This window comes from Streptomyces sp. NPDC007084 (genome assembly GCF_040703595.1).
Lineage (GTDB): Bacteria > Actinomycetota > Actinomycetes > Streptomycetales > Streptomycetaceae > Streptomyces.
Genome location: NZ_JBEYFY010000018.1, coordinates 37,150 through 58,155 on the forward strand (window position 1 = coordinate 37,150; position 21,006 = coordinate 58,155).

14 protein-coding genes are annotated in these 21,006 nt (G+C 72.7%); 6 read left to right on the forward strand and 8 right to left on the reverse strand.

Annotated features, from left to right (window positions below):
• Positions 1-27 precede the first annotated feature (27 nt).
• The gene (locus AB0912_RS17255) at positions 28-1,524 is read right to left on the reverse strand and encodes a hypothetical protein (protein WP_366700421.1); all 1,497 of its coding nucleotides are present in this window, start codon (positions 1,522-1,524) and stop codon (positions 28-30) included.
• Between the two features lie 235 nt (positions 1,525-1,759).
• Between AB0912_RS17255 and AB0912_RS17260 the strand changes: the two genes are divergently transcribed.
• The 3 genes from AB0912_RS17260 (at position 1,760) to AB0912_RS17270 (ending at position 7,729) form a co-directional block, all read left to right on the forward strand.
• Complete coding sequence (locus AB0912_RS17260; protein WP_366700423.1) at positions 1,760-2,899, forward strand: aminoglycoside phosphotransferase family protein; 1,140 nt, start codon at positions 1,760-1,762, stop codon at positions 2,897-2,899.
• 308 nt (positions 2,900-3,207) lie between these two features.
• Positions 3,208-5,181: a peptidoglycan recognition family protein gene (locus AB0912_RS17265; RefSeq protein ID WP_366700425.1), complete on the forward strand. Its 1,974-nt coding sequence runs from the start codon at positions 3,208-3,210 to the stop codon at positions 5,179-5,181.
• 229 nt (positions 5,182-5,410) lie between these two features.
• Positions 5,411-7,729 carry a PAS domain S-box protein gene (locus AB0912_RS17270; protein WP_366700427.1) on the forward strand — a complete coding sequence of 773 codons (2,319 nt, stop codon included), beginning with the start codon at positions 5,411-5,413 and terminating at the stop codon, positions 7,727-7,729.
• 72 nt (positions 7,730-7,801) lie between these two features.
• Here the strand turns inward: AB0912_RS17270 and AB0912_RS17275 are convergent, their stop codons facing one another.
• From AB0912_RS17275 to AB0912_RS17305, 7 genes are all read right to left on the reverse strand, one after another.
• On the reverse strand, positions 7,802-8,299 hold the full coding sequence (locus tag AB0912_RS17275; RefSeq protein WP_366700429.1) for a hypothetical protein: 498 nt from the start codon (positions 8,297-8,299) through the stop codon (positions 7,802-7,804).
• A 70-nt stretch (positions 8,300-8,369) separates the two neighbouring features.
• Positions 8,370-11,261 (reverse strand): AAA family ATPase, encoded by a 2,892-nt coding sequence (locus AB0912_RS17280; RefSeq protein ID WP_366700431.1) that lies wholly within the window; start codon positions 11,259-11,261, stop codon positions 8,370-8,372.
• A gap of 251 nt (positions 11,262-11,512) precedes the next feature.
• On the reverse strand, positions 11,513-11,755 hold the full coding sequence (locus AB0912_RS17285; protein ID WP_028799506.1) for a DUF397 domain-containing protein: 243 nt from the start codon (positions 11,753-11,755) through the stop codon (positions 11,513-11,515).
• Between the two features lie 83 nt (positions 11,756-11,838).
• Positions 11,839-13,005: a thiolase domain-containing protein gene (locus tag AB0912_RS17290; RefSeq protein WP_366700433.1), complete on the reverse strand. Its 1,167-nt coding sequence runs from the start codon at positions 13,003-13,005 to the stop codon at positions 11,839-11,841.
• Positions 13,002-14,057 (reverse strand): thiolase domain-containing protein, encoded by a 1,056-nt coding sequence (locus AB0912_RS17295; protein ID WP_366700435.1) that lies wholly within the window; start codon positions 14,055-14,057, stop codon positions 13,002-13,004. The genes AB0912_RS17290 and AB0912_RS17295 overlap by 4 nt, the downstream gene beginning before the upstream one ends.
• The gene (locus AB0912_RS17300) at positions 14,058-14,999 is read right to left on the reverse strand and encodes an OB-fold domain-containing protein (protein ID WP_366700437.1); all 942 of its coding nucleotides are present in this window, start codon (positions 14,997-14,999) and stop codon (positions 14,058-14,060) included.
• A gap of 80 nt (positions 15,000-15,079) precedes the next feature.
• The gene (locus AB0912_RS17305; RefSeq protein WP_366700439.1) at positions 15,080-15,880 is read right to left on the reverse strand and encodes a crotonase/enoyl-CoA hydratase family protein; all 801 of its coding nucleotides are present in this window, start codon (positions 15,878-15,880) and stop codon (positions 15,080-15,082) included.
• 186 nt (positions 15,881-16,066) lie between these two features.
• Here AB0912_RS17305 and AB0912_RS17310 point away from each other — a divergent pair, with 186 nt between their 5' ends.
• The 3 genes from AB0912_RS17310 to AB0912_RS17320 all read left to right on the forward strand — a co-directional run bounded on the left by AB0912_RS17310 (position 16,067) and on the right by AB0912_RS17320 (position 20,944).
• The gene (locus tag AB0912_RS17310; protein WP_366700441.1) at positions 16,067-17,683 is read left to right on the forward strand and encodes an acyl-CoA synthetase; all 1,617 of its coding nucleotides are present in this window, start codon (positions 16,067-16,069) and stop codon (positions 17,681-17,683) included.
• A 194-nt stretch (positions 17,684-17,877) separates the two neighbouring features.
• Positions 17,878-19,875: a sulfatase gene (locus tag AB0912_RS17315; protein WP_366700443.1), complete on the forward strand. Its 1,998-nt coding sequence runs from the start codon at positions 17,878-17,880 to the stop codon at positions 19,873-19,875.
• Between the two features lie 109 nt (positions 19,876-19,984).
• Entirely contained in the window at positions 19,985-20,944 is a 960-nt protein-coding gene (locus AB0912_RS17320) for a 5-dehydro-4-deoxyglucarate dehydratase (RefSeq protein WP_366700445.1), read from the forward strand.
• Positions 20,945-21,006 lie beyond the last annotated feature (62 nt).

Consider the following 21,006-nt stretch of genomic DNA (forward strand, 5'->3'; position numbering starts at 1 on the left):
CGCCGCTCCGGGCCGCGCGTGTGCCGCTCAGGTCCGCGCGCTGCCGCCCCGGGGCTTCGGCACCGGCTTGGGCAGCGCGAGTTTGATCTCCTCACGCAGATCGCTGATCTTCGGATAGCTGGAGTACTGCCCGGTGAGCCGGTACATCTCACGCAACCGGTCCCAGGTGCGATGGGAGGAGTTGGAGCCCATCGACGTCAGGGCCAGACGCGCGTACCGGTCGGCCTGTTCGGGATCGTCGGCGATGAAGCAGGCCGACGCCAGGGAGATGTGGTCGAAGATCTTCGACCGGTCCCGCCCCGACTCCCGCAGCTTCAACGCCTCCTTGGCGTGCCGCTGGGCCGTCACCGCCGCGCCCGGCTCGTGCTCCGCCAGGGTGCGGTAGGCCAGCGCCTGCATGCCATGCAGGTCGGCCTCGTCGAACATCTGCATCCAGCTCGGCGAGGGCACGTCACCGCGGTCGGAGACGAACAGGTCCTCCGCCACACCGAGGGTGCGCCGCATGGCCTGGCCCTTGCCCATCGAGGCCTGCGCCCAGGCCTCGATCGTGTGCAGCATGGCCTGGGTGCGCGGCAGCACCTCGTCACCGGAGCCCGACTTGGCGAGCTTCATCAGGTCCAGCGCGTCGTCCGGCCGGCCCAGGTGCACCATCTGGCGGGCCGCCCGGGAGAGGGCCTCCCCCGCGCGGGGCCGGTCGCCGCCCTCCCGGGCCGCGTGCGCCGCGATGACGAAGTACTTCTGTGCCGTGGGCTCCAGGCCGACGTCGTGCGACATCCAGCCCGCGAGGACGGCGAGGTTGGCGGCGACGCCCCACAGACGCCGCTGGAGATGGTCGGGGTGATGGTAGGAGAGCATGCCTCCCACTTCGTTGAGCTGGCCCACCACCGCCTTGCGTTGCAGCCCGCCTCCGCGGGACGCGTCCCAGGCCCGGAACACCTCGACGGAACGCTCCAGTTCCTCGATCTCCTGCGACCCGATGGGGGCGGCCTCGTAGCGGTCGAACCCGGCGGGGTCGGCGTGCAGGGGATCGTCGAACTGCGGAGCGTCGGCCGTGAGGGCCGGATCGGTACGGAGCCAGTTGTGCATGGCGGAGCTGAGTGCGGAACCCGCGGCGAGCGCGGCACCCGCGCCCACCAAGCCGCGTCGGTTGAGCATGAGGTCCATTCCCGTGAATTCGGTGAGGACCGCGGCGGTCCGCTCGGGCGCCCACGGCACTCCGTCGGGATGGTCCACACTCCCGCCGCCCTGCCGTTTCCCCGCGCGCCCGTGCCTGACCAGACCGAGGTCCTCGATGGTCACGACACGGCCGAGACGCTCGGTGAACAGAGCCGCCAGCACCCTCGGCACCGGATCGCGCGGGATCTCTCCCATGTCGATCCAGCGCCGCACCCGCGAGGTGTCGGTCGCCAGCTGGGGGTGGCCCATGGCCGCCGCCTGCCGGTTGACCATCCTCGCGAGTTCGCCCTTGGACCAGCCGGCCAGGCCGAACAGGTCCGCGAGGCGGGTGTTGGGTTGTCCGTTCACGTCAAGCCCCCAGGTTCTCGGCTGATTTCGACAGTAACCGCCTGTCAGTTGCTGAGCGACTATTCGCCAGGGTTCGCCAGGGTGCGCCAGATGGTGTGCCAGTGGACCTCGGGTGTCAGGTAGGAATGCGCCACCCCGACCCGGTCACCGCAGGGACATTCCCCAGGATGGACCGAGGGGTCACCGGGCGGGGAGCGCGGCAACTCGCAGGCACACGAAGGGATCTGTTTCGCCCATGTACACAGCATCGTCCTCCGTGTCCGCTCCGCCCCGGTCGTTGCACCCCCGCCCGGTGGGCAGCGGCCCTTACCTCGACCCCGCGCGCCAGTCGGCTCCCGTTCTCGGGGCCGGCCGGGCACGGCGGCTGCCGGGGCTCGGCACCCAACCGCTCAGCGGGAGACTCGACTTGTCCGGCCCACAGGGCGCCCACCTGCGCACCGCGATCGCGTCGGTGCACCGGATCTGTCCGGAGTTCGCGCCGGTCCAGGTGCTCAGGCGCAGCGGACGCTCCGTGCTCCTCGTCGGTACGACGGGACGCAGCACGGCGGTCGCCAAGTGTTTACTGGACCACTCCCCCGTCTGGGCCGAGCGGATCCGGCACGAAATAGCGGCGTACCGCTCGTTCGTCCGGCACCGCCCGCCCGTGCGGGTGCCCCGGCTGATCGCGGCGGACCCGGACAACTGCACGCTGGTGATCGAGCGGATGCCCGGCCGGGTGGCCGCGCTCCAGCGGCACCCGGCCGAGGCCCCGTCCCGCACGGACATCCGGGCGGCGCTGGGCGCCATCTGCCGGCTGAACACCTGGCGCCCGCCGGCCGGCACGTTCAACGCCCCGCTGGACTACGCGGAGCGGATCTCCCGCTTCCACGAACTGGGGCTGCTCACCGACCGGGACATGGGCGACCTCCAGAAGCTCGTGCACGGCATCGCCGCCTCCTCGGGACGCCAGGGCATGGGCCAGTTCTGCCACGGCGACGCCCTGCTGTCGAACGTGCTGCTCTCGCCGGCCGGTCCCGTGCTGGTGGACTGGGAGCACGCGGGCTGGTACCTCCCGGGCTACGACCTGGCGACCCTGTGGGCCGTCCTCGGTGACGCCCCGGTGGCCCGCCGTCAGATCAGCCAGCTCGCCCAGTCGGCGGGCCCCGCCTCCCGGGACGCCTTCCTGGTGAACCTGATGCTGGTGCTCACCCGCGAGATCCGGACCTACGAGACGGCCGTGCAGCGTTCCCTGCACGACCCGGCCCCCGCGGCCCCGGGACAGGCCCCCCCGGCCGCCGCGCCGTCCGGCGAGGAGCAGCGGCTGCTGCTCCGGCGGCTGCACGACGACTGCCAGATGGCCCGGCGGGCCGTACGCGCGGCGGTCGGCACTCGCTGACCGGGGACGAGGGCCCGCGGAAGCGCACCGCACGGTGGCGCGCCGCGGGCCCTCGGCATGTCCGGCCTCACGGAGTCACGCGCCCTCGCGGTGTCCAGGACGTTCCGGGGCGCCGCCGTTCGGGTTATTGGTCCAGGCCACTGATGCCGCGCAGGCGGGAGACCCCCCGCCGCGGAAACCTTCCCGCCACGCGCTGACATGGGAAATCACCTCGCCCCGGTCATGATTGACGGATCGTCCGGAAGCCGGTAGCACTGACGCGTTCGGCCCGCACGCCCCACCGCGCTCGACCGTCCCAGGAGGCTGCATTGCACCGGTCCGCCACCGACCCCCACGGCACCACCGGACACAGACGCGCCCGAAGGGTGGCGGGGACCGTCGCCTCGGCGGCGCTGCTGCTGCCGCTGCTCGGCGCCGCACCCGCGCGTTCCGCCCCCGAGGCGCCCGAGACCGACGGGCTCCAGCAGGCCTTCGCCGCCGCGGCCGGCGAGTACCACGTACCGCAGAGCGTGCTGCTCGCCGTGTCCTATCTGCAGTCCCGCTGGGACGCACACGCCGGGGCGCCGAGCGTCAGCGGCGGCTACGGTCCCATGCACCTGACCGACGCCCGGGCGGCGATCGCCGGGTCACCGCACCACAGCGACGGCACGGAGGACGCCCGCGGCGACAGCTCCCGTCCGGCGCTGCCGCCCAGGGCGAAGGTCCCGGCCAACGCCGAACTCCCGGCGCGGCTCAAGACGTTGACGAAGGCGGCCGGTCTCACCGGGCTGCCCGCGGAGCGGCTGCGCACGGACGCGGCGGCGAACGTCGAGGGCGGCGCCGCGCTGCTCGCCGCCGCGCAACGCGATCTGGGCCGGCCGCTGAGCGCCGACCCGGCCGACTGGTACGGGGCGGTGGCGCGCTTCTCCGGCGCGGACGACACCGGCACGGCGGCGGCCTACGCCGACGACGTGTACACGGTGCTGCGGACCGGCGAGGCGCGCACCACGGACTCCGGCCAGCGGCTGACGCTCGCCGCGCAGCCGAAGCTGAGCCCCGACCGGGCGCAGCTCCGCGGTGCCGGACTGCGCACCGCCTCCGCCGACGGCACCGAGTGCCCGAAGACCGTCTCCTGCGAGTGGATCCCGGCTCCCTACGAGGAGTTCGGGGACGGTGACTACGGCAACCACGACCTGGGCGACCGGCCGGCGTCGGAGAGCATCAAGTACATCGTCATCCACGACACGGAGGGGACCTGGGACGGTGTGCTGAACCTCGTCCAGGACCCGACGTACGTGTCGTGGAACTACACGCTGCGCTCCACCGACGGGCACATCGCCCAGCACGTGAAGGCCAAGGACGTCGCCTGGCACGCGGGCAACTGGTACGTGAACGCGAAGTCGATCGGCCTGGAGCACGAGGGCTTCCTCACCGCGCCGGACGCCTGGTACACGGAGGAGATGTACCGCGCCTCGGCGCGCCTGGTGCGCTACCTGTCCGCGAAGTACGCGATCCCGCTGGACCGGCAGCACATCCTCGGCCACGACAACGTGCCGGGGCCGACCACGTCCACCATCCCGGGCATGCACACCGACCCGGGCCCGTACTGGGACTGGCAGCACTACTTCACGCTGCTCGGGCACCCCTTCCACCGCACCCTCGCCAAGAGCGGGTCGCTGGTGACCGTGCTGCCCGACTTCGCGAAGAACCAGCCGGTGTACACGGGCTGTGTCACCTCCGGCGAGCCCTGCGCCGCGCACGGCTCCAGCGAGGTGCGGCTCTACTCCCAGCCGGACGAGACCTCGCCGCTGATCAAGGACATCGGCCTCTACCCGAGCGGCGCCGCCTCCACCATCGACGTGAACGACGTGGCCTCGCGCGTCTCGACGGGCCAGCGGTACGCGGTGGCCGGACGGGACGGCGACTGGACGGCGATCTGGTACCTGGGCCAGAAGGCCTGGTTCAAGAACCCGAAGAAGCAGCCGACCGCGGTGTCCGCGTCGGGCCCGGTCGTGACGCCCAAGGCGGGCCTCGCGGAGGTCCCGGTGTACGGCAGGGCGTACCCGGAGGCCGCGGCGTACCCGGCGGGCGTTCCGGTCCAGGCCGTCTCCCCGCTGCCGTACAAGATCCTCGCGGGGCAGCGGTACGCGGTCGGTGACAAGGTGCCGGGCGAGTACTTCTTCTCCCCGACGTTCGACACGACGGGCCACAAGGTCGTGATCGGCAAGGACATGTACTACGAGATCCAGTACGGACACCGGGTGGAGTTCGTGCGGGCGGCGGACGTGGACCTGGTGCGGTAACGGGCCGCGTCCGTCCGGGGCCGGGTCCGCCGCAGCGGGCCCGGCCTCACCGCTTTCCGCCCACACCCCGGGCCTCGCGCTTCCCCGTGAGCGGGGCAACCGGCCAGGGAAGGTTCCCCCGAGGTCAGGTTCGGCCCTGCTCGGGTCAGTAAACGACATGTCGTCGCACCGGGCGCCGAGTTGCGCTGAGATGGGCCGAATCACGTCAAGCGGCACATCTGGGGCGGACATGGGCGACTTCGTCAAGGGGACTTCAGCGGGTCTCGCCGGCACGGCGGAACCGAGACGGTGCCAGTGCGGCGGGGCCCCGCCCGATCCCGTGCCGGAGGGGGCCGAGGAGAGGTTCCGCGGGCTGCTGGAGGCGGCGCCGGACGCGATGGTCATCGTGGACGACACCGGCACCATCCGCCTCGTCAACGCCCAGACCGAAGCCCTCTTCGGCTACCGACGCGAAGAACTCCTCGGCCACCCCGTCGAACTCCTCGTCCCCGGCCGCTTCCGCACCCACCACACCCTCCACCGCGACGGCTACGCCGCCAACCGCCAAGTCCGCCCCATGGGCGCCGAACTCGAACTCCACGGCCTCCGCAAGGACGGCACCGAATTCCCCGTCGAAATCAGCCTCAGCCCCCTCGAAACCACCGACGGCCTCCTCGTCTCCGCCGCCGTCCGCGACGTCAGCGACCGCAAGGCGGCGGAGGAGAGGTTCCGCGGGCTGCTGGAGGCGGCGCCGGACGCGATGGTCATCGTGGACGACACCGGCACCATCCGCCTCGTCAACGCCCAGACCGAAGCCCTCTTCGGCTACCGACGCGAAGAACTCCTCGGCCACCCCGTCGAACTCCTCGTCCCCGGCCGCTTCCGCACCCACCACACCCTCCACCGCGACGGCTACGCCGCCAACCGCCAAGTCCGCCCCATGGGCGCCGAACTCGAACTCCACGGCCTCCGCAAGGACGGCACCGAATTCCCCGTCGAAATCAGCCTCAGCCCCCTCGAAACCACCGACGGCCTCCTCGTCTCCGCCGCCGTCCGCGACGTCAGCGACCGCAAGCGGGCCGAGGCGCGGATCAACGAACTGGCCGGTCTGGTGGAGTCCTCCCAGGACGCGATCCTCGCCAAGACCCTCGACGGGGAGATCACCTACTGGAACGCGGCGGCCCAGCGGCTGTACGGCTACTCGCGGGCCGAGGTGATGGGGCGGCACGTGTCGCTGCTCGCCACCGCCGAGCGCCGCGACGAGATCGACACGCTGCTGGACCGGCTGCGGCGCGGCGAGAAGGTCGAGCACTTCGAGACGCTGCGGCTGACGCGCTCGGGCGATCTGCTCGACGTGGACATCACACTGTGGCCCACGCGCACCCCGGACGGCGCGGTCGTCGGCGCGTGCGCCATCGTCCGGGACATCAGCGACCGCAAGAAGGCGGAGGCGGAGCTGACGTTCCTGTACGAGCAGCAGCGGCACATCGCGCTGACGCTGCAGCGCAGCCTCATGGGCACGCCGCCCGCGATCCCGGGTCTGACCACCGCGAGCCGCTACCGGCCCGCCACCCAGGGAGCGGGGGTGGGCGGCGACTGGTTCGACCTGATCCCGCTGGGCGCCGGCCGGGTCGGTGTGCTGATCGGCGATGTGATGGGCCGCGGTCTGGAGGCCGCCGCGGTGATGGGCCAGCTACGGTCGGCGGCGCACGCCCTGGCCAAGACGGGGATGCAGCCGCGGCAGCTCATGCAGGCCCTGGAGACGGTCGTCGGCGATCTGGACGTGCCCGACCAGTTGGTGACCTGCTGCTATGTGGTCATCTCGGCCGACGCCGGTGAGGTGACGGTCTGCTCGGCGGGGCATCTGCCGACGCTGGTGGCGTTGCCGGGCAGCGCGGCCCGGCAGCTCCCGGCGCCGGTGAACGCGCCCCTCGGTGTCGGTGACGTCCTCTACGAGCAGGCCACGTCGGTGATACCGCCCGGCGCGACCCTCGTCCTGTACACGGACGGTCTCATCGAGACGCCGGGGACCGACATCGAGGACCAGCTCGCCCAGCTCACCGCGACGCTCGGGGAGCTGTTCGCGGGACCGCCCGATCTGGAGGACGCGGCCGACCGGGTGCTGACGGCGCTGCTGCCGGACGCCGAGGGCCACAACGACGACGTGACGCTGCTGCTCACCCGGCTGCCCGACGCGCCCCTCGCCACGGTCGCCGTCGAGCTGCCGGCCGTGCCCGAGTCCGTACCGGAGGGCCGCGCCTTCCTCGGCAAGGCGCTGACCTCGTGGGACTGCGGGCCGGCCGCGGACGACGCCCGGCTCCTGCTGTCCGAGGTGCTCACCAACGCCGTCCAGCACGCGCAGGGACCCATCGGCCTGCACCTGTGCCGCGGCGCCACCGATCTGACCGTGGAGATCAGCGATCACAGCCCGCATCTGCCGCAGCCCCGGATGGCCGCCGAGGACGAGGAGTCGGGACGGGGGCTGATCCTGGTGCGCGCGCTCGCCCACAACTGGGGCGTACGGCCCACGGACCAGGGCAAGACGACGTGGTTCACGCTCAAGTTGTGACGCCGGGCGGGGGTGTTCGGCCTCGGCGCGGTGTCCGGCCCCGGCCGCCGCCGAAGCGGCCCTGCCTGAAGATCAGCCCTGCTGGAAGAGTTCCGCCGGCAGCGGCTTGAGCAGTGCGTACAGGTCGTCGGTGATCGGGCGGTCCCAGGCGGCGATGGTCACCAGGACGTTGTCGCTGCGGTCGAACTGGACGCAGGAGATACGGGTCTCGGAGAGCTTCAGCCGGCGCACGATGAGCAGGTTGTCGCCCTGCATCACCGGCATGTCCTCGGTGCCGGTGACGGTGACCTCCTCGTCGTTCTCCAGCGCGATCAGCAGTTGCGCCACCTCGAAGGGGACCTCGCCCTCGGCGACCTCGCGGGCCGGGGAGCCCTCGGGGAGGTTGCCGATGATCATCGCGGGGCCGCGGCCGCCGAACAGGTCGTACCGCAGGAAGACGCCCTGGCAGCTTCCGTCGGGAGCGGGCAGCAGGCCGGCGCCGAGGTTGCCCGGCCAGTCGCCCGGGTCCATGGCCAGAACGTCGAAGTCGGGCCCGGCGGGCGTGGCGCTGCGGCGGCGGAGGAAGGACATGCCGCAATGGTACGTGCCCCGGGGGCGCGCCGGGTGCCGCGGGCGCCGCCTCCCGGCGCCGGCCGCCGCCTCAGCTGGTGGCCTGTTCCCTGAGGGCCGCGGCGAGCCCGGTGCGGTCGGTGCCGACCTTGCGGTAGACGGCGGACAGCAGCCGGACGACGGTCTGCTCGTCGAGGCGCAGTTCCTTCGCGACCTGGGCCGGGGTCCGGTCCCGGGCGGTGAGCGTGGCGGCGGCGCGTTCGCGGGCGGTCAGGGTGTCCGTCTCGGTGCTGTGCAGCGGGCGCGGTCGCAGTCCCGCGTGCGTCAGTTCCTCGCGGGCGGCTTCGGCGAGGCCGTCGGCGCGGCACTGGACGGCCGCGTCGAGGCCCCGGTGGAGGTGCTCGGCGGCTTCCTTGGGGCGTCCCGCGCGGCGCAGTCCGGTGCCGAGGGCGACCAGGGAGCAGGCCAGTTCGTAGGCGGCCGGGGAGCCTTCGAGGTGGGCGACGGACTCCTCCAGGAGCGGGACACGGTCGGGCTCCGGGGCGACCTCGGCGGCGGCGCGCAGGGCCTGGCCGATCGCGGAGGGGGCGCCGTACTGGTGGGCCCGGTTCACCGCTTCGAGTGCGGTTGCGACGGCGCGCTCGGGGGCGTCGCGGTGTTCGGCGCGGGCGAGGTGGAGCTGCCAGGGGCACCAGGCGGGGTTGCGCATGCCGCGTCCGTCGAGGCGGCGTCCGGCGGCGGCCAGCTCGACGGCGGCTTCGGCGGTGAGGCCGCGGGCGAGCAGGAGTTCGCCGTACACGGTCTGGGCGTCGGGGAAGGTGACGGCGGCCGGGAAGGGCGGGCGCAGCGCGTAGTGTTCGCCGGCGCGGGTGGCCTCCCGGACCCGGCCGCGGGCCAGCAGCACCTGGACGAGGGTGCCGACGGCGTACCAGTGGACCGGGGTGCCGGGTCCGACGCGTTCGGCGAGCCTAAGTCCCGCGCGGACGAAGTCCTCCGCCTCGGCGAGCCGGCCGCGGCGGAAGCGGACGTAGCCGAGGATCGTGTAGCCGAAGGAGAGGTGGGCGCCGTGCCAGCCCTGCTTCTCGAAGTCGGCGAGGCCGGTGGCGAAGAGGGCCTCGGTGCGGCCCGGCCGGTCGGCGTACATGTAGGTCATGGCGACCAGGACGGGGACCTCGAAGCCGCGGTCGGGTTCGGCCCAGCCGAAGCCGCCGGCGAGGGCCCGTTCGGCGTGCCGGAGGGCGACGTGGGAGGATTCGCCGCGCAGGGTGGCGTCCCAGGCGCGCAGTCCGATGACGTAGCGCTCGGTGAGGTCACGGCCGGTGAGCCGGTCGGCGAGACGGGCCAGGCGGCGGGAGCGGGCGGGCGAGTCGGGTTCGTCGGCGCGGAAGGCGTCCCACATGAACTGCTCGGACTGCATGCGCAGCCGTACCCGGGCGTCGCCGGTGACGCGGATCTCACGGGCGAGGGTCTCGGAGGCCTCGGCGAGCCGGTCGCTGTGGGCGAGGACCTGGGAGAGGCGGTAGACGATGTTGTGCCGCAGCTCGGCGTCGGCGATGGGTTCGTCGAGGGCGGCGCGCAGGTGGTTGACCGTGTTCGCCGGTTCGGTGAGCAGGGAGGCGCAGCCCAGTTCGTACAGGACGGCGGCGCGGTCGGCGGGCAGGGGTGGTTCGCGCAGGGCGCGCGCCAGGCAGCGGCGGGCCGCGTCGGGGGCTCCGGCGCGCTGGGTCTCGCGGGCGGCGGCGCGCAACTGCTGGACGATCCAGGTGTCGCCGTCGGGGTGGGTCTCCATGAGGTGGCGGGCGGCGGCGGCCGGGCCGAGTCCCTCGTCGATGACGCACCAGGCTGCCTGGCCGTGCAGGGCGACGCGGACGCCGCCGGGGATGTCCCGGTAGACGGCGGTGGCGATGAGGGGGTGGACGAATTCGAGGGGGTCGGCGCCGGTGAGGATGCGGGCGGTGCGCAGGGCGTCGGCCGCGTCGGCGGCTTCCTCGGGGCCGAGTCCGGCGACGGCCGCGGCGAGCGCCGGGCGGATCTCGGTGCCGAGGACGGCGCAGGCCCAGGCGAAGCGGACGGTGGCGGGGCCGAGGCGTTCGAGGCGGGCGACGAGTCCGCTGCCCTTGACGGCGGCGGCGAGGTCGCGGAGCAGGTGGGCGCCGTCCTCGGTCGGGTCCAGTCCGCGGTCGCGGACCTTCGCGGTCAGCTCGACGGCCTCGAAGGGGTTGCCCGCGGTGACGGCCCAGCACTCGCGGCAGAAGGCGTCGTCGGCCTGGGTGCCGAGGTCTTCGCGGACGAGCCGGGCGACGGCGGCGGCGCTGAGCGGTTCGAGGCCGATGGGGCGTCCGCCGGCCCGGCCGGGCAGGTTCCTGAACGCCTCGGCGTGGTCGGGGAGTTCGTCGGGCCGGTAGGCGACGACCAAGAGCAGCGGGAGTTGTTCGGCGCGGGGTGCGAACGCGGCCAGCCAGCTCAGGGATTCGGCGTCGGCCCAGTGGGCGTCGTCCAGGGCGAGGACCATCGGGGCGCGCTGCACGGCGAGGTGGGTGAGCACCCAGTCGAGTCCGTCGCGCAGTCCCTGCTGGTCGGGCGGGGCGCCTTGGGAGGGCGCGCAGAGGCCGAGCGCGGGACCGACGATGGCGTACCAACTGCCCAGGGTGGCGCGGAGTTCGGCGTCGGAGAGGCCGGCGAACTCGGGCTGGAGGAGCTGGCGCGCGACGTGGAAGGCGACGCGCTGCTCCTGTTCTCCGCCGCGGGCGCTCAGGATGGTGCAGCTCCTGGCCGCGGCGCGGCGGCGTACTTCGGTGAGGAGGGTCGTCTTGCCGATGCCGGGGTGGCCCGCGAAGGCGAGCAGCGCCCCGCGGGGGCGTCCGGCCGGTTCTCCGGTGTCCGGGCGCGGTCCGGCGAGGTCGCCCAACGCCTCGTCCACGGCGGACAGTTCGCTCTCGCGCTCGAAGAGCGTACGACGGCCACGCAGGCTGCGCTGCCCCATGCTCACCCCCTGTCACGGTCGTGTCCGCGCGCGGGTGCGGACGCGTACCGTGACGTTCAGGCAGCTCAGCGTACGCCGGGATCATCCAGGGGGCAGCCTGTTCGAGCGTGCTGCTCAGGGAAGCTTCGCGCGCTCGTGGGCGGGCGGCCGGACGCGGCGGCGCGCGAGCGCGTCCGGGCGCGGCGGGGCTGCCGCCGCCCTCCCCGCACGGGGTCCGGGGACGGGGAGGACACGGTCCGGCCGGGGCCGGTTCAGGTGAGGTCGAACTCGCCTTCGCGGGCCCCCGAGACGAACGCCCCCCACTCCGCGGGGGTGAAGATCAGGGAAGGGCTCTGTGGGCGGCCACTGTTGCGCATCGCGATGAAGCCTTCGACGAAGGCGATCTGGACATCTCCCCGCCCTCGGCTGCTGGACTGCCACTCGGCGTTGCTGAGATCCAGCTCCGGCTTGTCCCAGCCCGCGAGCGGGTGCTGCTCGATGGTGCTTTCGGCCACGTCCGTGCTCCTCCCGGTTCGTCGTCCGCGGCCAGCCTAGCGATCGGTCCGGGTGGCGGACAGGCCACGTGAGGGGGACGGTTTCAGGATGCGGGCGGCGCGGCGCCGACCAGCCACATGGCGAAGAACTGGGAGCCGCCCCCGTAGGCGTGCCCGAGGACCCGGCGCGCGCCGTCGACCTGGTGTTCTCCGGCCTGGCCGCGGACCTGGAGGGCCGCTTCGGCGAAGCGGATCATGCCGGAGGCGCCGATCGGATTGGTGGACAGGACGCCGCCCGACATGTTGACGGGCAGGTCGCCCTCCAGTTCGGTCACACCCGATTCGGTGAGTTTCCAGCCCTCGCCCTCGTCGGCGAAGCCGAGGTTCTCCAGCCACATGGGCTCGTACCAGGAGAACGGCACGTACATCTCGACGGCGTCGATGTCCCGGCGGGGGTCGGTGATGCCGGCCTGGCGGTAGACGTCGGCGGCGCAGTCCTTGCCGGCCAGCGGGGACACGAAGTCCTTGCCGGCGAAGAGGGTGGGTTCGCTGCGCATCGCGCCGCCGTGCATCCAGGCGGGCGGCCGGGGTGAACGGGCCGCTCCGGCACGGTCGGTGAGGATCATCGCGCAGGCGCCGTCGGAGGACGGGCAGGTCTCGGAGTAGCGGATCGGGTCCCAGAGCATGGGTGAGGCCTGGACCTTCTCCAGGGTGATGTCGTGCTCGTGCAGGTGCGCGTACGGGTTTTTCAGGGCGTTGCGCCGGTCCTTGTAGGCGACGAGGGAGCCGACGGTGTCGGGGGCTCCGGTGCGCCGCATGTAGGCACGTACGTGGGGGGCGAAGAAGCCGCCGGCACCGGCGAGGAGCGGCTGCTGGAAGGGGACGGGCAGGGACAGGCCCCACATGGCGTTGGACTCGGACTGTTTTTCGAAGGCCAGGGTGAGGACGGTGCCGTGGACGCGGGCGGCGACGAGGTTGGCGGCGACGAGGGCGGTCGAGCCGCCGACGGAGCCGGCGGTGTGCACCCGCAGCATCGGTTTGCCGACGGCGCCGAGCGCGTCGGCGAGGTACAGCTCGGGCATCATGACGCCCTCGAAGAAGTCGGGGGCCTTGCCGATGACCACGGCGTCGACGTCGGCCCAGGTCAACTCGGCTTCGTCGAGGGCGCGTCGGGCCGCCTCGCGGACGAGTCCGGCGATGGACACGTCGTGGCGCGCGGCCACGTGTTTGGTCTGGCCGATGCCTACGACGGCCACGGGCTCCTTGCTCATCGGGCGTCCCCTTCGAGTACGGCGACCAGGTTCTGTTGCAGGCAGGGGCCGGAGGTCGCGTGGGCGAGGGCCCGTTCGGACTCCCCGCGCTGGACGCGGGCGGCGGCCTCGCCGAGCCGGATCAGTCCGGCGGCCATGACCGGGTTGGCGGCGAGCGCGCCCCCGGAGGGGTTGACGCGCACGGTGTCGTCGAGGCGCAGCGCCTTGCGCAGGATCACCTCCTGGGAGGTGAACGGGGCGTGCAACTCGGCGGTGTCGACGGGCCGTTCGAAGGCTCCGGCGTGTTCCGCGGCGAGCCGGGTGGAGGGCGAGTCGGTGAGGTCGCGCACGCCGAGGGAGTGGGCCTCGACGCGGTGGTCGATGCCCCGGATCCAGGCGGGGCGTTCACACAGGTCGCGGGCCCGGTCGCCGGCGGCGAGGATCACGGCGGCGGCGCCGTCGCCGATGGGCGGGCAGTCCCCGGTGCGCAGCGGCCGGACGAGGTGGTCACCTCGCGGGAGCGGACCGCGGAGCTGGGCGTGGGGGTTGGCGCTCGCGTCGGCGCGACTGCGGGCGGCGATGCCGGCGAGCGCGGGTTCGTCGGTCTCCCCCGCGTCGATGAGGGCCTGCGCCTGGAGCGCGGCGAGGGCGACGGAGTCGGGCCACAGGGGGGCCACGTAGTACGGGTCGAGCTGCCGGGTCAGGACGTCGCGCACCGAGCCGGGCGAGGACTTGCCGTACGCGTACACGAGGGCGGTGTCGGCGTCGCCGGTGAGGAGTTTCGTCCAGGCCTCGTACAGGGCCCAGGCGCCGTCCATCTCGACGTGCGACTCGGAGATCGGCGGCCAGGCGCCCACCCCGTCGAGCGCCATGGTGAAGGAGAAGGCGCGGCCGGCGAGGTAGTCGCTGGAGCCGGAGCAGGTGAAGCCGATGTCCGCGGTGCGCAGGCCGGTCCGGTCGAGGACGTCGTGCAGGACGGGGAGGAGCATCTCGACCTCGGAGTGCTCCTCGGAGGTGCGCCGGTGGTCGGTCTGCCCGAAGGCGACGACGGCGATGTCCCTGGCGGTCGGCATCTACAGCATCTCCTTGTACGTCTCGTAGTCCGCGTCCGGTTCGCCGGTGGGCCGGTAGTGGTCGGGGTGGCGCCCGCCCTCCGTCCAGACGGGTTCGACGCGCAGTCCCATCCGCACCTCGTCGTAGGGGATGCCGCCGATCCGGCCGTGCAGCGCGAGGCCGGCCCCGTCGAGGGCGATGTGCGCGTAGACGTAGGGGACTTCGATGTCGAGGTTCTTCGCCTTGATGTTGACGATGCAGTACGTGGTGACGGTGCCGCGCGGGCCGACCTCGACCTGTTCGGAGGTGGCCAGGCCGCAGGTCGGGCAGGCTCCTCTCGGGGGCACGTAGACCTTGCGGCAGGAGGGGCAGCGTTCGCCGATCGTGCGCCGTTCGGCGAGGCTCTCGATGTAGGCGGTCTGGGCGCGGCCCGGTGAGTAGACGTAGTCGAGCCGGGCGGCGGCGACGATGCCGGTCACCGGGTCGGCGAAGTGCCCGTCGTGGCCGGTGGGTTCGCCGGGCGGGCCGTCGTACGGCTCGAAGCAGGCGATGTCGGTGATGGCGCCGGAGCGGTCGGGGGCCCAGCGGACGCGGACACGCATGCCGGTGCGGACGGCGTCGGGGCCGGGGGCGTCGAGGGCGTGCAGCAGCGCGGTGTCGGCGCCGTCGAGCCGGACGAGGACCCAGGCGAAGGGGGTGCCGAGGGGCTGGCCGCGGCGGGGTTCGTGGTTCCAGGCCCAGGTGGTGACGGTGCCGGTGGGGGCGACCTCGACCAGGTGGTGGATCTCCTCGGCGGTGACCGGGTCGTACTCGACGGGCGGGACGAGGGTGCGGCCGTCGGCGGTCCGGACGCCGAGGACGACGCGTTCGCGCAGTCCGGTGAGGAAGGCGCTCTGGACGGGGCCGAGGGAGCGGGTGAAGGGGAACTCGACGACGAGGGGGGCTTTGAGGACTTGGGGCATCCCGGGTCTCTCCTTGGGAGGTCGGATCCGTCCGCGTCCGCCGGCGGTTCGGGCGGCGGCGGGCGCGGGCGGGTCACGGGTCAGGCGCGCCGGTAGACGGGCGGGCGCTTCTCGGTGAAGGCCCGGGAGCCTTCCTTGGCGTCGGCGGTGTCGAAGACCGGCCAGCCGCGCCGGAGTTCGGCGGCGAGCCCGTCGGTCTCGGTCAGGTCGGCGGTCTCGTACACGGACGCCTTGACTGCCTCGACGGCGAGCGGTCCGCAGGCGTTGACCTGTTCGGCGACGGCCAGCGCCTCGGCGAGCGCGGTGCCCTCGGTCACGACCCTGCCGACGAGGCCGATGTCGGCGGCCTCCCGGGCGGTGTACGGGCGTCCGGTGAGGAGCATTTCGAGGGCGTGGGTGCGCGGGATCTGGCGTTGCAGCCGGACGGTGGAGCCGCCGATCGGGAAGAGGCCGCGTCTGACCTCGAAGAGTCCGAAGGTCGCGGAGGCGCCGGCGATCCGGATGTCGGTGCCCTGGAGGATCTCGGTGCCGCCCGCGACGCAGTACCCCTCGACGGCGGCGATCACCGGTTTTCGCGGGCGGTGGTGGCGCAGCATGGCCTTCCAGTGGAGGTCGGGGTCGGCCTTGAGCCGGTCCCGGTACCGGTCGCCCGCCATGCCGTTCCCGGCCAGTGCCTTGAGGTCCATCCCAGCGCAGAAGGAGCCTCCGGCGCCGGTGAGCACGATCGAGCGGACCGTGTCGTCCGCGTCGGCCTCGGTCCAGCCGTCGTACAGGCCGACCAGCATCGGCAGTGACAGCGCGTTCCTGGCCTCGGGCCTGTTGAGCGTGAGCACCAGTGTGGCGCCTTCGCGCCGCACGGTGAGGTGTTCCGTACCACCCATCACGGTCCTCCCGTCTCGGATGCGAGAACAGGGTGCAGGAGGTGTGCGGCCAGTACAAGGGTTTTCTGACAGACAGTCAGATTAGTTCTGCCGTGGGCCTTCCCAGTTCGTTCGGGCTTTGCTCTGATGACCGTCGGGCCGAGGCCCGCCCCTGTCACGGACGCTCGTACACGGTCAGGAGGAACGGTGGAGTACAACCTTGCCGACCTGTTCGAGTCGGTCGTGGACGTGGTCCCGGACCGTGAGGCGCTCGTGTACGTCGACCATCCCGGCACCGGCGTCGAACAGCGCCTGACCTACGCCGAGTTGGACCAGGCCGCGAACCGTCTCGCCCACCATCTGATCGACAGCGGCATCCGCCCGGGCGAACATCTGGGCCTCCACCTCTACAACGGCGTCGAGTACCTCCAGACCGTGCTGGGCTGCCTGAAGGCGAGGGTGGTGCCGGTCAACGTCAACTACCGCTATGTCGAGGACGAGTTGGCGTATCTGTACCAGGACGCCGATCTGGCGGCGCTGGTCTTCGACGCGGAGTTCACCGAGCGGGTGGCGGCGGCGCGCCCGCGTGCCGCACGGCTGCGTCATCTCGTCCGGGTGGGGGCGGCGCCGGGTGAAGGCGGCCCGGACGTGGTGGAGTTCGCCGCCGCGACGGCCGCCGCCTCACCGGAGCGGGGCTTTCCCGCCCGGTCGGCGGACGACCAGTTCATCATCTACACCGGCGGCACGACGGGGATGCCGAAGGGGGTGATGTGGCGGCAGGAGGACCTGTTCTTCGCGGGGCTCGGCGGTGGCGCCCCCACCGGCGAGCCGGTCGGCCGGCCGGAGGAACTGGCCGAGCGGGTCGCGGCCGGCGGCGCGGGGATCACCTTCTTCCCCACTCCCCCGCTGATGCACGGCACCTCGACGCTCACCGCGTTCATCGCCTTCGACTTCGGCCAGCGCGTGGTCATCCACCGCAAGTTCGTCCCCGAGGAGGTGCTGCGCACGATCGAGCGGGAGAGGGTCACCAGCGTGTCCCTGGTCGGCGACGCGATGCTCCGGCCGCTGATCGACGCGCTGAACGGCCCCATGAAGGGCACGGACTGTTCTTCCCTGTTCAGCGTCTCCTCGTCCGGGGCGATCATGTCGGAGACCGTGCGCGAGCAGTTCCAGAGTCTCGTCCCGAACGTGACGCTGCTCAACAACTTCGGCTCCTCCGAGTCCGGCTTCAACGGCACCGCGACGCCCGACTCCGGGCCGGAGCGGGGCTTCCGGATCCGTGTCAACTCCCGTACTCAGGTGGTCGATCCGGTCACCTACGAGCCGGTCGCCGTGGGCACGCCCGGCCGGGTGGCGCAGCGCGGCCATGTGCCGCTCGGCTACTACAACGACCCGGGGAAAACCGCCGAGACGTTCTTCCAGCGGGGCGAGGAGCGCTGGGTGCTGCTCGGCGACATGGCCACGGTCGACGAGGAGGGCATCGTCACCGTCCTCGGCCGGGGCTCGCAGTGCATCAACACCGGCGGCGAGAAGGTCTACCCCGAGGAGGTCGAGCAGGCCCTCAAGTCGCATCCGGACGTGTACGACGCCCTGGTCGCCGGGGTGCCCGACGAGCGGTGGGGCAATCACGTGGCGGCGGTCGTCCAACTGCGCGAGGGCGCGCCGCCGCCGTCCCTGGACGACATCCAGGGGCACTGCCGCACGCGTCTGGCGGGCTACAAGGTCCCGCGCCAGCTCGTGATCGCCGACTCCATCCAGCGCTCCCCCAGCGGCAAGGCGGACTACCGCTGGGCGCGGTCGGTCGCCGCGGACGCCGCACGCTGACCTGACCCCGGCCCCGGCCCCGGCCCGCCCCGGCGCCAGCCCCGGCCGGCCACCTGACGAACTCTTTGCGTACCTCGCGCGGTGCCGGTTGAACGGCGCGTGAAGATCAGCCGTACGGAGGATGGCACCCCTGCCCTGCCCCGGGGCGTGGTCGGTCGTGTCATCACGGGGCCCGTACGGAAGGAACCATCGGCGTGTCGCACACCACGCGCTCCAGTCGACTCCCGGAGCAGCCGTCGCCGGACCAGCCGTCGCCGGAACAGGAGCGGGACTCCGGCCCGGAGCCCGGCACGCCCCCGGCCGAGGCACCGGGCACGCCCGACGGGCCGGACACGGATGCGCCCGCGAGCGGGGCGGACACCGGGACGCGGCCGGAGACCGCGGATACGTCCGCCCTCCCGGACACGTCCGCCGCCTCGCCGGACGACGGCGCCTCGCCAGAGCCGTCCGCCCCCAAGGAGCCGTCCGTCGACGCGGAGAAGCCGGGCTCCGCCACCGCACCCCCCGGCCGACGTCGTTGGCGTGACTGGCGGGCCACGTATCCGCGCGCCGCGCGAGGGGTGAGCATCGGGACCACCGTCCTCGCCGGTGTCCTCGTGTTCCTCGCCCTCGTCCTGCCGAACCGGCTCGAGCGGCTCGGCGTCGCCGCCTTCCTGCGCATCCCGGCGGAAGGGGTGCTCCTGGCGGCCCTGCTGCCGGCGCTGCCGCCGAGGCCGCGCCGGATCGCCTCGTACGTCGTGGGCGCCCTGCTCGGGCTGCTGACCGTGCTCAAGCTCGTGGACATGGGCTTCTACTCGGTCCTGGTCCGGCCGTTCGACCTGGTGCTGGACTGGAGCCTGTTCGGCAACGCGGCGGACTGGGTGCGGGAGTCGTTCGGGCGGAGCGGCGAGGTGCTGGCCCTGATCGCGGTCGTCGCGCTCGTCGTCGCGCTGCTCGTCCTGATGACGCTGGCCGTCGCCCGGCTGACCGACGTCATGGTCCGGCACCGGCCCGTCGCGAGCCGCACCGTACTGGTCCTCGGCACCGCCTGGATCACCTGTGTGATGCTCGGGGTGCGGGTCACCGGCGTCCCGGTCGCCGCGCAGACCGACGCGCGGATCGTCCAGAACCGGGTGAAGCAGGTGCGCGCGGGCCTGCGCGACGGCGAGGTCTTCGAACGGCAGGCATCCGCCGACGCGTTCGCCCACACCCCGCCCGACCGGCTTCTGACCGGACTGCGCGGCAAGGACGTGCTGTTCACGTTCATCGAGAGCTACGGCCGTACGGCGATCGACGATCCGGCGATGTCCCGGCAGATCGACGCGGCCCTCACCGAGGGGAACGACAGGCTGAAGGCGGCCGGGTTCTCCTCGCGCAGCGGCTGGCTGCGCTCGCCCGTCACGGGTGCCGGAAGCTGGCTCGCCCACTCCACCTTCCTGTCCGGGCTGTGGATCAAGAACCAGCAGCGCTACCGGAGTCTGACCACCAGCGACCGCGCCACCCTCACCGGCTACTTCCGTAAGACAGGCGCGTGGCGCACCGTCGGCATCGTGCCGGGCGTCAGGCGGGCGTGGCCCGAGGGCAGGTTCTTCGGCCTCGACCACATCTACGACTCCGAGCATCTCGGCTACCACGGCCCCTACTTCAGCTGGACGCCCGTGCCGGACCAGTTCAGCCTGGCGGCCTTCGAGCGGCTGGAGCACGGCAAAAAGGACCGCCGGCCGATGATGGCGGAGATCATCCTCGCCTCCAGCCACAACCCCTGGGCACCCGTCGCCCACATGATCGACTGGGACGATCTCGGTGACGGCTCGGTGTTCGAGAAGATCAAGAAGGAGGGCAAGGACCCCAAGGAGGTCTGGAAGAACCCGGAGAGCGTGCGCACCGAGTACCGGCGCGCCATCGAGTACTCGCTGCACAGCCTCACCGAGTACGTCGCGAAGTACGGCGACGAGAACACCGTGCTGGTCTTCCTCGGCGACCACCAGCCCGTCCCGACCGTCACCGCGGGCAGCACGAGCCGGGACGTGCCGGTCACGATCGTCGCGCACGACGCGAAAGTGCTGGACCGGGTCTCCGACTGGGGCTGGACGGACGGGCTCAAGCCGGCCGCCGACGCGCCGCAGTGGCGTATGGACACCTTCCGGGACCGCTTCCTGACGGCCTTCGGCCCCCAGCCGGGCGGTTCCTCCGCCGCGCCGCGGAAGCCCTGACCCGACCGCCACGGTCCGAGATGGTTGCCCTCCCCATTGACCTCAGGGGTTCACGAACCTAACCTCTGTTCTCATACATAGACGTCGTCTGTATACGGGGATGAGCGACATGGCAGGGTTCAGCGCGGGCGCACGGGGCGTGGCCGGTCGGCTGCGGGACGGGATGGCGAGTGGCGTGCTGTCCTTCCCGCTCACCAGCTTCACCGACGACGGCGATCTCGACCCGGAGGCCTACCGGGCCTATCTGGCCCGCCAGTTGGCGACCGGACCCGGTGCCGTGTTCCCCGCCTGCGGCACCGGCGAGTTCAGCGCGCTGGACGAGGACGAGTACCGCTCGGTGGTCACCGCCACGGTCGAGATCGCCGACGGCCGGCTGCCGGTGGTCGCCGGTGTCGGATACGGCTGGGCGCAGGCCCTGCGGTTCGCCCGGATCGCGGAGGAGGCCGGCGCGGACGCCCTCCTGGTGCTGCCGCACTACCTCGTCGAGGCCCCCGAGGAGGGGCTGGTCGAGCAGGTGCGCCGGATCGCCGCGGGCACCGGGCTGCCGCTGATCGCCTACCAGCGCGGGCCGGTCGCCTTCACCCCCGACGGCCTGCGCGCCCTCGCGGAGATCCCCACGGTGATCGGGCTCAAGGACGGCCACAGCGACCTCGACCGGCTCCAGCGGCTCACCCTCGCCGCCCCCGACGACTTCCTGTTCTTCAACGGGGCCGCCACCGCGGAGATCCAGGCCCGCGCCTACGCCGCCGTCGGCGTCCCCGCCTACTCGTCGGCCGTGCACGCCTTCGCCCCCGAGATCGCCGGCGCCTGCTTCGCCGCCCTGCGCGCGGGCGACGACGGCACGGTGAACAAGCTGCTGCGCGACTTCTACGTCCCCTTCGTCTCCCTGCGCGACCGGGTGCCCGGCTACGCGGTCTCCCTCGTCAAGGCCGCGGCCCGGCTGCGCGGTCTGCCGGTCGGCCCGGTCCGCGCGCCGCTCACCGATCCGGGGCCCGCCGACCTCGCCGGCCTGGAGCGCGTCCTCGACACCGGGCTGGCCCTGGTCGGCGCGGAACGCCGGCCCGCTTGACCGGCCTCACCCGCCTGACCCGCCTCACCCGCCTCTCCCGCCGCAGAGCCCGGTAGGAATCC